A 15,480-nucleotide genomic window follows, 5' to 3' on the forward strand; every position below is an offset into this window, starting at 1 on the left:
TGAATGTGATCCACGCGCAACCCTACGTGAACGCAGTTCGTACCGGTGTGGGTTATAGGCAACGCCCATGTAGTCTGTACCCAAGACCTGCATTCATTCAGGTGACCGCCCGAGCGATCCAACGTGTGGTATCACTCAGGCGGGCCTATCCGACGTGCAATCGTTACGCAATCGTGCGCGCCATCCGCCGCCGCACCGCGTAGAAAATGGCGAGGAAGTTATAGACCATGTGGAAGAGATACGTAAACGGCAAGAGGACAAACAACGCTAACCCTAGCAGTGCATGGAAGTAAACAATACCGGGAACGAGATGCAAACGGGCGAGAAGTTCTGTCCAGATAATACAGAAGATAATGGTGCGCACAACGAGCCGATCCCACGGTAACCGACCGGGTGTACGGATGCCTTTGGCCGCGTGGTCAATGTCACCAACGACGGCGCCGCTCCATCGGCGCAGCAGCACCGTCATGAGATGCACATTACCGAGGACTGCAAAGCCGATGGCGATCCACGTGATACCGATAAACACGGGAGCAAACTGACCGAACAGAAATCGCGCCTGCAACATTTCGCCGTTGCCGAAGATGATGGCAAGCAGATTGGCCGGTGAGTAATTAAAGCTCTCTTCGAGATGCAAAGCCACATCCGGTACCGGTCGCCCGAGCACGATTACTGCAAAAACGATGAGCGCCGAAATGCTATACCCGATCACCTCGGTGATAATCGCCACGTGATACAATAGATAGCCACGGCCCCACGTCGGGTTTGACCGGCGATAAAAATGCTTAAACGGTCCAAATAGCACCGCATTCAAGGCCGCCAAGACGCCCATGCGTTGCGGCATCGGTACGAACGTTGGCGACACGCCCCGCGGATGGCGTTTCGTCAGCAGCGCGACGCCGAACCGACCTAACCGTAAGCCCACCCCGACCACAAAGATCGTCAGCGCCACCGGCGCAATGATATTCAACAATTCGATCATCACTCACCTCCTGCGTACTATCGTCTGACTAACCTACCGACAGCATTCCGGATCGAGCGACATCGCAAACTCCCGCCACGATCGGAGGAGATCGTAGACCTGTGGATGATCTTTGCTAAATCGCTTCACAATATCGTCTTTCTCCAGCCACTCAAGCAACCCCGGAAAATCGGGTTGCTGCATCAGTGTCGCAATCTGGCCCTCGATACTATGTGCGATAAAGAACTCATGGTCACGATGTCGCAGCTCAGCAGGGACGCGCATACGATCGAGTTCACCGCGTTTTGCCAGCGCCGGCTCCATTGCGGCATACACGACCTCGAACAGCACCAGCGCCATCCGCTCGCCGGTGGGCGAGAGATTGTACGTCTGGCAGGTATCTTCCAGCGATAACGTACAAACCACACACGGTGAGGTGACATAATCTGCACCGGTAGCGCGAATTTGGTTTGCCTTCAGCACCGAGATCTTGCGCCGTAGATTCGTGTTTTCCGGCAACCGCATGCCACCAGCCCCACCGTTGCAGCAGTAGTTGTGCTCGCGGTTTGGCGTCATCTCGATGAAATTATCGGTGACTAGATGCAACAGCTCGCGGAACAGATCACCCAACCCAGAGAGGCGCGTTGCGTAGCATGGATCGTGCAAGGTTACCTTCAACTGGGTCTTTTCAACCGGTAACCGTCCTTCCCGGATGAGATCAAGCATCAGAGAATCAACACTGATAATCGGGTAGCGGAAGGGGCGACCAAGCGTTTCAGTTGCCTCGGCGTATAGGGTGCGCGTATCGCAGCCACATTCCACCAGCAGGATCGCTTTCACACCTAACCGATCGGCTTCCTCCTCCCAGTCCAACAACATTTGCTTCGACAGGTTGTGATGAACAGCAATATGATCAATTTCAGTACCGGTATCGATAACATAAGGTGAGATGGTATAACTGACACCAGCAGCATTGAGAATTTTAATGAGTTTGATACCGTAATCGGGGATTTTCGTATTTCCGGCAGCCGGACAAACAAAGAGCAGTTCGGCGCCGGACACATTGACCGGCACCTCTAGCCCTTCACTGCGCAAGAACAAACCGACTCGACCGAGCACCTGTGCCGCCGTCAGGCCAAAGCTGTGACGGTGACGGTCGGTGTTCTCGATAATTGACCGAATCGTTGGATTGGCGAGGCTTAGACCCGAATCGGCATACGCAGCACGGGCTAGACGCACCATGCGGCGAATACTGATACCGGATGGACAAGCCAACGTACAGCGTCCACAAGCCGTACAGGCCCAGAAATACTGCATATTCTCTTTCAAATCGGCAACGGTGGGTGTCGTCACGAGTCCGAGTACACCCCCGATCCGACCTTCGACCGTCAGATAGCGCTGATAAATCTGGCGGAGCAAACCGGTCTTGTGGGTTGGATGGAGCTTTTCATCACCGGTCACGAGATACCACGCGCACGCCTCCCCGCACATCTTGCAGTTCATGCATGCTTCGAGGTTCACCACGTCTTCGGCGGTCATGTTGCGCCGCAGCGAGTCGACAAACAGTTGCATTTCTGCTTCCATGCTTGCACTCCTTTCTTACTCTTGTTGACTATCTCACTGCTCAATTCATTACTCTCGGTATCGCAAAGGCGGGCCTACCGATCTGCACTATTAGATGGTGAGATACGGGTAGACACTACGCATACAGTACGATTGTGTCGTCATCGAGAGGCAACCGCTGTCTGCGTGATCTTTGCCTCGATACGGGGAGAGCAATGCAAGCTCAATACTAACAAGATATCCGTGAGCATTGAGTGAAAATATTACCACCGAGAATTGTTATATGATCTGTTTTGTATAAATTGTGACATTTTTTGCAGAAAATATGTGATAAAATTCACGGATAAATTGTGACGGTAATTACGAAAAAAGAGTGCAAAATTCGTACTTTTGCATCGAAAGATACGAAGATGGTTCTCTAAACATACGGTTATGCACGAACCACGATCTCACAGCACAAGAGGGGCAGAGCCGTTATTCGTGGCTCTGCCCCTCCCGTCTACACACTGTGCGTGGCGTTATTCGTTGCCTCCCCCAAGTTCGGCGGTGGCCGTGAGGGCAGAGGTCCCATCCGGTCCTTGCGCTTCCAACTCAACCTGATCGGTGCCAAAGCGGGCGATAAGGCGGAACGGGGCAAGATCGAACAGTGGTGCTTGACTACGGAACCGGAAGCTGCTGATCGGGCGGGTGGTATGGTGGCGGGCAAGCTCCATCAGCAGCACTGCGACAAGAGGGCCATGCACGACCAAACCGGGGTAGCCTTCTTCCTGCTGGGCATACGGACGGTCGTAGTGGATGCGGTGTGCATTAAACGTCAATGCCGAGAACCGGAAGAGTAAGCGCGGATCGGGGGTAACGATGCGGGTAATAGCATCGGTGACCGGTGGCAGCTCAACCGGCACCGGTGCTGGAACCGGTGCACCCGGTTCGCGATAGACGATATCCTGCTCTTCTTCGATACAGAGGTTCTCGCCTTGGTAGATTTGATAACCGACGGTCACAAAGGCAAGCGGGCCGGTACGACCGGTCTTTTGGGTGATATTGCGAATTACGCCCTCACGACGGGCCGGCTGCCCGATCAGCAACGGCCGGTGAAAGCGGATTCTTGCCCCCGCAAACATACGGCGCGGATACGGGATTGGTGGAATAAAACCACCACGTTGGGGGTGGCCGTCACTGCCGAGTTGTGATTGTGGTGCGCGGGGAAGAAAGTAGAACCAATGCCACAGGGGAGGTAAGGGTGCTCCTACGGTAAGTGTTGCTGAGGGTGGCTCGAGTGTAGCTGCCGCAGCTAATGCCTGTGCGAGGCAAATCTCATCCTCGACCAACTCCGTTTGTCCGATCCACGCCGTCCAGTCCGCTTCGCTCATAGTCGTTCGCTCCTTGCTATGCTACGGTTGCTTTCTCCAATCGGCTTTGTTGTCTATTATGCTCTCGTCTATAGTCTAACGATCCAGCTATAAGGATTTACTTATATCAACTCACAGTTAAAAGTTATCAACAGGCAATTGCACAATCGAGTACTCTATGCTATTGTAAAACTACACGAGATTTTTATCCCTACCCTTCTTGTCTTTTTGTGCAAAGCTCATGGCCATGGTGGCCCGTATAGAGCCTTGACGTGCTCTATGCGATAGTTCGTTTTGTGTATTTTTGAGGAGCGGTAAACGATGGCAAAAGGCTCACGCCCGACAAAAACGACTCAAGCAACGACTGAAACGACGGAGATGACGGAGACCGAAATGCCGGTGGTAGTGACAGCAGACCTCGAATCTGCACCAGGAGCTGATCCGACTCCGCCTGCTGCGGAGCCGCAACCTGAACCGGCAGTGGTACGTGATCGACTACCGCTCAGCGGCATTCGTGTGATCGATGTCGGTAATTTCTTGGCCGGTCCCTATGCAGCTTCAATTTTAGGGGAATTTGGCGCCGAGGTGTTGAAGGTTGAACATCCTCTTGGGGGCGACCCGATGCGCCGATTCGGTACGGCTACTACACGCCATGACGCTACGCTAGCGTGGCTGAGTGAAGCACGGAACCGCAAGTCGGTAACCATCGATTTGCGGCAGCGGGAAGGTGTGGACCTCTTTCTGAAGCTGGTAGCGAAATCTGATATTTTGGTCGAGAATTTTCGGCCCGGTACGATGGAGGAGTGGGGGTTATCGTGGCCGACGTTGCAGTCTGTCAACCCCGGCTTGATTATGCTACGTGTGTCAGGGTACGGCCAAACCGGTCCGTACCGCCGTCGATCCGGTTTTGCCCACATTGCCCATGCCTTTAGCGGTCTATCGTACCTTGCCGGTTTTCCCGGTGAAACACCGGTTTTGCCCGGTACGGCACCGCTCGGTGATTATATCGCCAGTCTCTTCGGCGCGATTGGGATCTTGATCGCACTCCGCCATCGTGAGAAAACCGGGCGTGGCCAGTTGATCGATGTCGGGATTTATGAGGCAGTCTTTCGTATTCTTGATGAAATTGCCCCGGCTTATGGTCTGTTTGGCAAGATTCGCGAACGTGAAGGTGCGGGAAGCTTTATTGCCGTGCCCCATGGTCATTTTCGTACTAAAGACGGGAAATGGGTGGCGATTGCCTGTACCACCGATAAAATGTTTGAGCGGTTGGCCGAGGCGATGGAACGCCCTGAATTGGCTTCGCCTGAGTTGTACGGCGATCAACGGAAGCGCTTGGCAGCCCGCGATGTCGTGAATCAGATTACCATCGATTGGGTTGGTTCCCTCACGCGCGATGAGGTGATGCGCCGCTGTTTGGAAAAAGAGGTACCGGTTGGACCGCTCAACAGTATTGCCGATATGTTCAACGATGAACATTTTCGTGCGCGGGGTAATCTGGCACGGATCGAAGCCGAAGGTGTCGGTGAAGTGGTAGTTCCCAATGTGATCCCGACGCTGTCTGAAACACCGGGTCGGATTACCAATCTTGGGCCGCCGCTGGGTAATGCGACGTATGAGGTGCTGCGCGAGTTGCTCGATATTTCTGCTGAAGAGATCAAGCATTTGCGTAGCCGCAAAATTATCTAGGGCGTACCGATAGAATGTAAACCGGCAAAGGTGAAGAGGTGTACCTGTTCTCCGTTGCAAACCCGCATATAGAACGAGGTATAGGTGATGGCTGAAACCGATACGACGTTGCCTTTAGCAGGCCTCCGCGTCATCGATGCTGCAACCGTGATTGCAGCACCCTTCTGCGCGACGCTGCTCGGTGAGTTTGGGGCCGATGTGTTGAAAGTTGAACATCCGATTGGTGGTGATGCGCTACGTCGCTTTGGTACCCCGACTACACGCGGTGATACGTTAACGTGGTTGAGCGAGTCGCGTAATAAGCGTTCGGTAACGCTGAATCTGCAACATCCTGAAGGGGCGCGGGTCTTTAAAGAACTGGTTGCGCAAGCGGATGTGCTCTGCGAGAATTTTCGTACCGGAACACTCGAAAAGTGGGGATTAGGCTGGGATGTGCTCAGCAAGATTAACCCACGCCTGATTATGCTCCGTGTGACCGGGTACGGCCAAACCGGTCCCTATCGTGACCGTCCCGGCTTTGCCCGCATCGCCCACGCCGTCGGTGGGATCGCGTATCTGGCCGGTATGCCGAAGGGGACGCCGGTCACGCCCGGTTCAACCACTCTCGCCGATTACATGACCGGTCTATACGGCTGTATCGGGGTTCTGCTCGCTTTGCGCTACCGCGAACAGACCGGTCGCGGTCAATATGTCGATGCTGCGCTCTACGAGTCGGTCTTCCGCTGTAGTGATGAATTGGTTCCCGCGTATGGGATGTACGGTAAGGTGCGTGAGCGGCACGGCTCGCATTACAACGAGTTTGCCTGTCCCCACGGTCACTTCCAGACCAAAGACGGGAAATGGGTGGCGATCTCGTGCGCGACAGACAAGCTTTTTGCCCGTCTTGCTAACGCGATGGGTCGCCCTGAGTTGGCCTCGTCGAGTGTGTATGGCGATCAGAAAGTCCGTCTTGCCCACGCCAGTGATGTTAACGAGATCGTGCGTGATTGGTGTAGCTCGTTGACCCGCGCCGAAGTCCTCGAACGGTGCTATGCAACTGCCACGCCGGCAGCGCCGCTCAACGATATTGCTGATTTCTTCGGTGATCGCCATGTTCATGCCCGGCGCAATTTGGTCGCCATCGATGCCGAGGATCTTGGTGAAACACTGATTATGCCCAATATCGTGCCGAGACTCTCGGAAACCCCCGGCAAGATTCGCTCGCTTGGTCCCAAACTCGGTGAACATACGGAGGAGGTGTTGAAAGAGTGGCTGGGGATGAATGACGATCAGATCGGTGAGTTGCGCGCCAAGCGAGTGATCTAGGCAGAGGTTTTAGCACTGTGACGGTTCCGTGTGATCGTCACAGTCTGATACGGCAAGAGGAGTCCATGAACGGCATTCTCAGTGGTATGCGTGTCGTCGAAGGCTCAGCCTTTGTTGCTGCACCGCTCGGCGGGATGACGTTGGCTCAGTTGGGTGCCGATGTGATTCGCTTTGATCCCATCGGTGGTGGTCTCGATTACAAGCGCTGGCCGGTTACCCTTGATGGAAAGCATAGCTTGTTTTGGGCCGGTCTCAACAAAGGCAAACGCTCTATCGCGGTCGATATTCGCCATCCGCGTGGTCAAGAGCTACTGACCCAATTGATCTGCGCTCCCGGTGATAACGCCGGTCTCTTTATTACCAACTTTCCCGCCCGTGGTTGGTTGAGCTACGATGCCCTCAGGCGCCATCGCGCCGATTTGGTTATGGTGAATCTGGTTGGCCGACGGGATGGTGGGTCGGAGGTTGACTATACCGTTAATCCGCAACTTGGCCTGCCATTTATGACCGGCCCCGTTACCTCGCCTGATGTCGTCAATCATGTGTTACCGGCGTGGGATCTCATCACTGGTCACATGATTGCACTCGGCTTGTTGGCTGCCGAACGTCATCGCCGGCTGACTGGTGAAGGGCAATTGGTCAAGCTGGCTCTCAAAGATGTCGGGCTAGCGATGATCGGTCATCTTGGTATGATTGCCGAGGTGATGGTGAATGACACCGACCGGCCCAAACAGGGGAATTATCTCTACGGTGCGTTTGGGCGCGATTTCGAGACACTCGACGGGAAGCGGGTGATGGTTGTCGGTTTGACCGATTTGCAATGGAAGGCGTTGGGGAAGGCGACCGGCCTGAGCGATGCATTCAACGCTCTCGGCGAGCGATTGGGGCTCAACATGGATGAAGAGGGCGATCGGTTCCGCGCTCGCCGTGAGATTGCTGCACTGCTTGAACCATGGTTTCACGCACGCACGCTCGCCGAAGTACGTAAGGTGTTCGAGCAACACCGTGTGACATGGGCGCCATACCGGACGGTGCGTGAAGCGATTGCTCAAGACCCAGATTGCTCCACCGATAACCCTATGTTTGCTATGGTCGAGCAACCGGGGATCGGTTCATATCTGATGGCCGGATCACCGCTTGATTTTAGCCAAGTGCCACGCTTACCCGTGCGGCCGGCACCCCGGCTCGGTGAACATACCGACGAGATTTTATTGGAGGTGCTTGGATTGAGTGAAGGTGAAGTAGGTCGGTTACACGATGAAGGGATTGTCGCCGGACCGGAGGTTTTGGAATAACGCAGAGACGCGATGCGTGCAGCAGTCGCAACGAGGAAACGGTGCAGCGATAGTGCTGTTGATTCTTTGCATCTTTGCGTTGAGCGTTGCATCTGAATTTAGGAGGCAATGATGCGTAAACTACCGCACAATTTCTACAAACCATTGGCCATCGGTGCTCCTGAACCAATCCGTGAATTGCCGGTACGCCCGGAGCGGGTTGTTCATTTCTTCCCACCCCACGTTGAAAAGATTCGTGCCCGTATTCCCGAAGTTGCCAAGCAAGTTGATGTCTTGTGTGGCAACCTCGAAGATGCTATTCCGGTTGATGCGAAAGAGGCTGCCCGCGCCGGCTTCATCGAGGTTGTGCGCAACACCGATTTCGGCGATACGGCAGTCTGGGTGCGGGTAAATGCCCTCAACAGCCCATGGGTGCTCGATGATATTGCCGAAATTGTGGCGAATGTCGGTAATAAACTCGATGTCATCATGATCCCGAAAGTTGAAGGGCCGTGGGATATCCACTTTGTCGATCAATATCTTGCGCTGCTGGAGGCTAAACATCAGATTCGCAAACCTATTCTCATCCACGCCCTTCTCGAGACGGCGCAAGGGATGGTCAATCTCGAAGCGATTGCCGGAGCTAGTCCGCGTATGCACGGCTTCAGCCTCGGTCCGGCCGATCTAGCCGCCTCGCGTGGGATGAAGACGACGCGGGTTGGCGGCGGCCATCCGTTCTACGGTGTCTTGGCCGATCCACAAGAAGGCCAGACTGAACGGCCCTTCTTCCAGCAAGACCTCTGGCATTACACTATCGCCCGCATGGTCGATGTTGCCGTTGCCAACGGGCTACGTGCCTTCTACGGCCCCTTCGGCGATATTAAGGATGAAGCCGCCTGTGAAGCCCAATTCCGCAACGCCTTCTTGCTCGGCTGTACCGGTGCGTGGTCGTTGGCGCCAAATCAAATCCCAATTGCCAAGCGCGTCTTTAGCCCTGATGTGAACGAGGTGCTTTTCGCCAAACGCATTCTTGAGGCAATGCCCGATGGTTCTGGGGTGGCAATGATCGACGGCAAGATGCAAGATGATGCTACATGGAAACAGGCCAAGGTGATTGTTGACCTTGCCCGCATGATCGCCAAGAAAGACCCCGAATTGGCCAAAGCCTACGGGTTTACGGAATCATTGTAATCATTGGAGCGACGCACGCCGTGCGTCGCCCACACGGCGTGCGTCGCCCACACGGCGTGCGTCGCCCACACGGCGTGCGTCGCCCACACGGCGTGCGTCGCCCACACGGTGGTGCGTCGCCCACACGGTGGTGCGTCGCCCACACGGTGGTGCGTCGCCCACACGGTGGTGCGTCACCCACACGGTGGTGCGTCGCCCTAATCGCATTGCCATCTATAAAAGGAGAACCGAATGATCAACAAAACCAATCCCGGCAATTTCTTCGAGGATTTTCGGTTAGGTCAAGAGATTGTCCATGCCACCCCCCGTACCGTCACTGAAGGAGATGTTGCCCTCTATACCTCGCTCTACGGTTCACGTTTTGCCGTAACATCATCGACTCCGTTTGCCCAGAATCTCGGCCTAGACCGCGCCCCCCTCGATAGCATGCTCGTCTTTCACATTGTCTTCGGTAAGACGGTGCCCGATATTTCCCTCAACGCTATCGCCAATCTCGGCTACGCCGGTGGACGGTTTGGCGCGGTGGTTTATCCCGGCGACACCCTTTCAACCACCTCAAAAGTGATCGGGTTACGTCAGAACAAAGATGGTAAAACCGGTGTTGTCTATGTCCACTCGGTAGGAGTCAATCAGCGCGGCGAGATGGTCTTAGAATATATTCGCTGGGTGATGGTGCGCAAACGTGATCTAAATGCACCGGCGCCAGAACCGGTGGTACCGTCGTTGCCCGATGCCGTTCCGGTGGTCGAGTTGCATGTGCCTTACCAAATTGCCCCCGGCCAGTACGATCTTGTGCGTGCCGGCAGCTCATATGTATGGGAAGATTATGAGGTCGGGGAGAAGATTGATCATATCGACGGGGTCACTATCGAGGAAGCCGAGCATATGCAGGCTACGAGGCTGTATCAGAATACGGCTCGCGTTCACTTCAACCTCCACGTTGAGCGTGAGGGTCGGTTTGGTCGGCGGATTGTCTACGGCGGTCATATCATCAGCCTCGCCCGTTCGCTCTCGTTCAACGGCCTCGCCAATGCGTTCAGCATTGCTGCTATCAATGGCGGTCGTCACACAAACCCCAGCTTTGCCGGTGATACTATCTACGCTTGGTCGGAGATTCTCGACAAAATGGAAATTCCGGGGCGTGATGATGTCGGTGCTTTGCGGGTACGCACCGTTGCCACCAAGGATCGACCGTGCCACGATTTTCCCTACCGTGACGCCGATGGTAATTACGATCCGGCGGTAGTGCTCGATTTTGATTATACTGTGCTGATGCCGCGCCGGATGGCGGCGACCACAACATCTGGGTAGGAAGAAGGCAGGCGCTGAGCGCGCACAGGCACGCCTTCAATCCTCACCTATATTTTGCGCACTCTGCGCCTTTGCATAATCTTTTGTCGGAAGCAACGTAATAGGGTACGCACCTGCTGCTGTTCAACCGGATCAGATGCGTGTCCGGCATATGCAGCGCGGTGATACGCAAGCGTCAGTGCGCGTAATTCTTCACCGGCTTCGGCTAACTGCGGGACCGTATGCTCGGCAAACTCTGCCGGTGTTTGTGCTGGTTGGCGTGAGTAACCTCGATTGGCAGCGTAGCGCAAAGCCGCGTGGTAGCAGGTGATCGCAATATCAACCGGTGGGCGGATCGGGTCTGGTGGCGCAGTGGGCCGTCGCCCAAACGATAGTCGCCAGCGCCGATCTCGGTGCCGTTGTTTTATCTGTTGCCGCGCAGCGGTTATCCACTCGTACAAGTGTGGCCATCCCTGCTTCACCCACTGTTGACGGCGCAAGATCGTCCAAAACGCCAAACCGGTCAGTAGCGCGATACACATCCAAAAGATTAACCCCGGCCATACTGGTGGTGTACTCTCGACAGATGATGGCAGGATTGGTGGTACGATTGGCGTCACCGCATTTGCCGATGTATTCATGAGCGAACTCAAGATCATCAGTAACATCAACGGCAGCAGTGCCACAAGACTCAGCATCCCGATAAACAGGAATGAAAGGATCATCGCACACAAGAGAACAATTCCACCGATCAATAGAAGTGTCTCTTGCCAGTCATCTGGAACGAGGGGTGCTACCTGCACTGGAAGAGCGAGTGCTAAGACAAGCACCAATCCAATAGTACTTATACTCAGCCATTGCCAACTTCGATTAACCTCAGGCGCAATATCGGCTTCATCGCTCTGCCAATCGGCCAACAAAGCTCGGCGCTGGGCCAGCGTAATCAGGCTTAGGCCACCGGCAAGGTAGAGCGCCATCCAACCGGTTGCACTGAGTGGGAGCGTGTGTTGGCGATATTGCACCCCCAGCGTAACGATCATCAGTAGCCCACCCCAACCGACTGCCCGACTCAGGGCAGAGACAGCTACTTGGCGGCGGGCGATGGCGTCACTGCGGTAAAAAAGCATATCAAGACTCTGCAATGGTGTCTTGAGCGGAGCGTTTGGCGTAAGTGCGGCAATTGCAGCGATACCACTGCGGCTCAGGACTGCCACAGTCAGTAGCGTGAGCAAGCAAAACAGAAACGGAGCATCGAACGCGGCGAGCGGGTCGGTAATCCACGTCATCATCGCGGCCCAACCGTTGCTTCCCTGTCCCAGGGTCGCAACGATCCGGGCTAGCGCTATCAGTCCAAACACCTCAACGGCCAGATACCGCACCGCCCCACCCTGTGTTTCGTGAAGTCCGGCAACCATCCGCGAACGCAACGCGATTGCTTCTAGACCAACCAACAAACTTGCGCCGCTCAGCCACACCATGTGCCAATCGGTAGCGGCAGTCACCGTATCACCGATCAACGTGACGAGGAGGGTAATAAGGCCTGTAATCAGAATGGTCGGCGTAACAAGCGAGGGTTGATTCATGGTATCGTTAGGATACACACTCACGGATCACGTTCATTTTACCCGATCCCATTCTCATCTGCGTATCAGTTACAATAGACCACTATATGCTATACTACCGTCGGCGCTCATCAAGGCGCATATTCATAATCGTTCCAACGCCGACAGGTGTTTCACGTCAGCTATGATACGTTCGCGTCGTCTATCGTCATACCATCGTAATGGCCGTAACGGTCGTCGCCATATCCCACCACGTCTAGTGCGTGGTCGTCCTACACCGCAGCTACCCTTGGGTCGCTGGCTCATGAACGCGCTCTTAGCCGTATTCGGGCTGATTGCCGTTGTGCTCATCGCACTCACCGGCTTCGCCTACAATGCCTACATCCAAGTCGCCGAGAGCCTTCGTCCACGCTTGGCCTTACTCGATAATCGGGCCTTGTTTGAAAACTCCCGCATGTTCGACCGCAACGGCAAATTGCTCTACGAATTCTTTGATACCGGTAAACGCACGAAAGTCTCGATTGACGAGATTAGCCCTCTCTTAATACAGGCAACTATCGCTATCGAAGATAAAACCTTTTACACCAATCCCGGTATCGATCTGGCCGGTATCATCCGCACGCTGGTCGATAGCTTACGATTGGGCGAAGAGGTGGGTGGAGCTTCAACCATCACCCAGCAGGTGATTAAAAATAGTGTGCTGACGCCGGAAGAGCGATTACCGGAGCGCCGCTACGAACGAAAACTCAAAGAGATTATTCTGGCCCAAGAGCTTGATCGCATCTATACCAAAGATCAGATTCTCGAGCTGTATCTCAACGAGAATTTCTACGGCAATCTTGCCTATGGGATTCAGGCAGCCAGCGAAGTTTATTTTGGTGTCAGTGCTGCCGAACTTGATCTGAACCAAGCATCGTTGCTGGCCGGTCTACCGCAGTTACCCTCTGTCTACAATCCGATAAACTATCTCGAACGTGACGAGCAAGGTGGCTATTTGCCGCCGGTCTTTGTTGATGATGACTGGCTCGACCCGAATGCACGTTTACCGTCCGGTACACCACTTCCTCGCATCCGCCAAGCTGCCGTCTTACGTCGAATGGTTGAAGACGGCTACATTACCGAAACACAGGCGCGACGTGCGCTGGCGACACCGCTACGCTTTGCTCCACAAGAGGCCCCGCTCAACGCGCCGCACTTTGTCTTTTATGTGCGTGATCTGCTCTTGCAGCGCTATGGACCGCAAATTGTGTACGGTGGTGGCTTACGGATCACGACCACCCTCGATCTTCAACTGCAACGGATGGCGCAAGCCACGGCCTTCGAGCGGATCGCCGAACTGGAGTCGCGGAACATCCATAACGCAGCAGTAGTGATCATGCAACCCAACACCGGCCAGATTCTGGCGATGGTCGGGAGTATCGACTACAACGCGGTGAAACCGACCAAGACCCCCGGCGAGTCGGGGAATGTCCTCGATGGGCAAGTGAACGTCGCGACTCGTGAACGGCAACCCGGTTCGGCGCTCAAGCCGTTTACCTATCTGGCGGCGATGGAACAGGGCATGACACCGGAGACGGTATTGTGGGACGTTCCAACCGAGTTTCCGACCGGTACCGGTGATTGGTATGCTCCGCAGAATTACAACGGTCAATGGAACGGGCCGGTGCGTATCCGTACCGCGCTGGCAAACTCGCTCAATATGCCAGCGGTCAAGGCGCTAAAGTTTGCCGGCATCGATTACACCATCCGGCTGCTAGAACGGGTCGGTATCCGTACCGGTCTCAAGCGTGGTGCCGGTTTTTATGGGTTGTCCCTCACGTTGGGCGGTGGCGAGGTGTCGCCATTGGAACTAACCACCGCGTACAATACGTTGGCCAGCGGTGGGCGCTACTTCCCTCCGGTTGCCATTCTCGAAATTACCGATTCGCAGGGGCGTACCCTCGAACGCTTCTCGCCGCCGGCCGGCGAACCGGTGGTCGATCCGGCACTGGTCGCGATTATCTCAGATATGCTTAGCGATGACCGTGCCCGCCAAGCAATTTGGGGCCTCAACAGCCCGTTGCGTCTCAGTCTGCCTGCGGCGGTCAAGACCGGCACGACCAACGATTGGCGAGATGCATGGGCAGTCGGTTATACGCCGTTTGTGACGGTTGGCGTGTGGACGGGAAATAACAATAACGAACCGACGGCGCGGGTGGAGAGTCTGACCGGTGGTGGGATCATCTGGCGCAACGTGATGGAGAATATCTTCCGCCTCATTGCTGAAGATGAACGTTATCGTATCCTTTTTGCCGCGCCGTTTCCTGATGGGGAAATTCAGACGGAGTTTATCTTGCCAGAAGAGGTCGTGCGCCGCCCTATCTGTGAATTGCCCGGCCCCTTTGGTGGCTACCGCGAGGAGGTGTTTACCCAAAAGATGCTGAAGCAATTGGAGGAAGCGGCCTTGTTAAGTCCGACGCCAACCGCTAATCTCACCAACTTGATCGCGGGTGATGTTCTCTGTTCAGCATACGACAAAGTGACCGTTGTCCGAATTCCTACCCCGGAAGAGTGGACGAGTAGCGGCGAGTTGCGGCCTAACCCGCCACCGGCTCCACCTACCGATCCCAAGGCGGCGCCGCCCCCGCAGGATCTCAGTGCATTGACCGATGGCGCTTACTGCCGGCCTGCCCCAGAAGCGAGCTATCCATCTGAGCTGGTGCGTGAGATTTACCTGTGGAAACTGCCACCACCTGATCCCGATGAGAAGGTTGAGTACAAATGGCGTGGTGGTGATGCCACGGTGCCGCTTAAGTACGAAGATCTCCCCGTATGTACCGAGGAGATGTTCAAACCGCCGGTGCCGGTACCACCGGTTGAAGGTGCAATCTTGATGCCCGATCTACGCCGCTTGGGTGAAAATCAGGCCAAAGAGGTGCTGGCCTTGTTGGGTATCGATCCGGGTCGCATCTACGTCGATTATCAGGGTCCCGATCGGGCCGGCGAGGATTATTACCGGTACGGGCCGTATGTGGTGCTCAGTTCATTGCCGGCAGCAGGTGAATGGATCTTGCCTGACACGACTATCGTGCTCGGCATTCGCGCGCCTGATCCCGAACCGGCGCCGCAACCTAACACTGAAACAAACCCGGAACTGCCGCCACCGACACCGGATTCGTAGTACAAGGTACGAGGCCATACCGGAGACGCACTGCCGTGCGTCTCCACATAATGAGATGCACTGCCGTGCGTCTCCACATAATGAGATGCACTGCCGTGCGTCTCCACATAATGAGATGCACTGCCGTGCGTCTCCA

At 55.2% G+C, this 15,480-nt stretch carries 10 protein-coding genes; 6 read left to right on the top strand and 4 right to left on the bottom strand.

Annotated features, from left to right (window positions below; all coding sequences use genetic code 11):
* Positions 1-163: 163 nt before the first annotated feature.
* The 3 genes from ACP5OT_RS11960 to ACP5OT_RS11970 all read right to left on the bottom strand — a co-directional run bounded on the left by ACP5OT_RS11960 (position 164) and on the right by ACP5OT_RS11970 (position 3,894).
* Entirely contained in the window at positions 164-982 is an 819-nt protein-coding gene (locus tag ACP5OT_RS11960) for a hypothetical protein (protein WP_428132241.1), read from the bottom strand.
* 33 nt (positions 983-1,015) lie between these two features.
* Positions 1,016-2,545, bottom strand: a complete 1,530-nt coding sequence (locus ACP5OT_RS11965; RefSeq protein WP_424677265.1) for a (Fe-S)-binding protein — start codon at positions 2,543-2,545, stop codon at positions 1,016-1,018.
* A gap of 497 nt (positions 2,546-3,042) precedes the next feature.
* Positions 3,043-3,894, bottom strand: coding sequence for an acyl-CoA dehydrogenase (locus tag ACP5OT_RS11970; protein WP_424677266.1), 852 nt, complete (start codon positions 3,892-3,894; stop codon positions 3,043-3,045).
* 300 nt (positions 3,895-4,194) lie between these two features.
* Between ACP5OT_RS11970 and ACP5OT_RS11975 the strand changes: the two genes are divergently transcribed.
* From ACP5OT_RS11975 to ACP5OT_RS11995, 5 genes are all read left to right on the top strand, one after another.
* Complete coding sequence (locus tag ACP5OT_RS11975; RefSeq protein WP_428111982.1) at positions 4,195-5,562, top strand: CaiB/BaiF CoA transferase family protein; 1,368 nt, start codon at positions 4,195-4,197, stop codon at positions 5,560-5,562.
* Between the two features lie 87 nt (positions 5,563-5,649).
* Positions 5,650-6,867: a CaiB/BaiF CoA transferase family protein gene (locus ACP5OT_RS11980; protein ID WP_428132258.1), complete on the top strand. Its 1,218-nt coding sequence runs from the start codon at positions 5,650-5,652 to the stop codon at positions 6,865-6,867.
* 65 nt (positions 6,868-6,932) lie between these two features.
* On the top strand, positions 6,933-8,162 hold the full coding sequence (locus ACP5OT_RS11985) for a 2-methylfumaryl-CoA isomerase (RefSeq protein WP_424677269.1): 1,230 nt from the start codon (positions 6,933-6,935) through the stop codon (positions 8,160-8,162).
* A gap of 111 nt (positions 8,163-8,273) precedes the next feature.
* Positions 8,274-9,332 (top strand): HpcH/HpaI aldolase/citrate lyase family protein, encoded by a 1,059-nt coding sequence (locus ACP5OT_RS11990; RefSeq protein ID WP_424677271.1) that lies wholly within the window; start codon positions 8,274-8,276, stop codon positions 9,330-9,332.
* A 231-nt stretch (positions 9,333-9,563) separates the two neighbouring features.
* A complete protein-coding gene (locus tag ACP5OT_RS11995) occupies positions 9,564-10,643 on the top strand; it encodes a MaoC family dehydratase (RefSeq protein WP_424676697.1) in 1,080 nt (359 codons plus the stop codon).
* 47 nt (positions 10,644-10,690) lie between these two features.
* Here ACP5OT_RS11995 and ACP5OT_RS12000 read toward each other — a convergent pair whose 3' ends face one another.
* Positions 10,691-12,205 carry a DUF4129 domain-containing protein gene (locus ACP5OT_RS12000; protein WP_424676698.1) on the bottom strand — a complete coding sequence of 505 codons (1,515 nt, stop codon included), beginning with the start codon at positions 12,203-12,205 and terminating at the stop codon, positions 10,691-10,693.
* A gap of 163 nt (positions 12,206-12,368) precedes the next feature.
* Here ACP5OT_RS12000 and ACP5OT_RS12005 point away from each other — a divergent pair, with 163 nt between their 5' ends.
* On the top strand, positions 12,369-15,344 hold the full coding sequence (locus ACP5OT_RS12005) for a transglycosylase domain-containing protein (protein ID WP_424676699.1): 2,976 nt from the start codon (positions 12,369-12,371) through the stop codon (positions 15,342-15,344).
* Positions 15,345-15,480 lie beyond the last annotated feature (136 nt).

Origin of the sequence: Chloroflexus sp., from assembly GCF_049970315.1 — a bacterium.
GTDB lineage: Bacteria > Chloroflexota > Chloroflexia > Chloroflexales > Chloroflexaceae > Chloroflexus.

Coding starts and splice junctions, on each gene's coding strand:
- ACP5OT_RS11960 (WP_428132241.1), bottom strand. CDS start 982: ATGATCGAATTGTTGAATATCATTGCGCCGGTGGCGCTGACGATCTTT.
- ACP5OT_RS11965 (WP_424677265.1), bottom strand. CDS start 2,545: ATGGAAGCAGAAATGCAACTGTTTGTCGACTCGCTGCGGCGCAACATG.
- ACP5OT_RS11970 (WP_424677266.1), bottom strand. CDS start 3,894: ATGAGCGAAGCGGACTGGACGGCGTGGATCGGACAAACGGAGTTGGTC.
- ACP5OT_RS11975 (WP_428111982.1), top strand. CDS start 4,195: ATGGCAAAAGGCTCACGCCCGACAAAAACGACTCAAGCAACGACTGAA.
- ACP5OT_RS11980 (WP_428132258.1), top strand. CDS start 5,650: ATGGCTGAAACCGATACGACGTTGCCTTTAGCAGGCCTCCGCGTCATC.
- ACP5OT_RS11985 (WP_424677269.1), top strand. CDS start 6,933: ATGAACGGCATTCTCAGTGGTATGCGTGTCGTCGAAGGCTCAGCCTTT.
- ACP5OT_RS11990 (WP_424677271.1), top strand. CDS start 8,274: ATGCGTAAACTACCGCACAATTTCTACAAACCATTGGCCATCGGTGCT.
- ACP5OT_RS11995 (WP_424676697.1), top strand. CDS start 9,564: ATGATCAACAAAACCAATCCCGGCAATTTCTTCGAGGATTTTCGGTTA.
- ACP5OT_RS12000 (WP_424676698.1), bottom strand. CDS start 12,205: ATGAATCAACCCTCGCTTGTTACGCCGACCATTCTGATTACAGGCCTT.
- ACP5OT_RS12005 (WP_424676699.1), top strand. CDS start 12,369: ATGATACGTTCGCGTCGTCTATCGTCATACCATCGTAATGGCCGTAAC.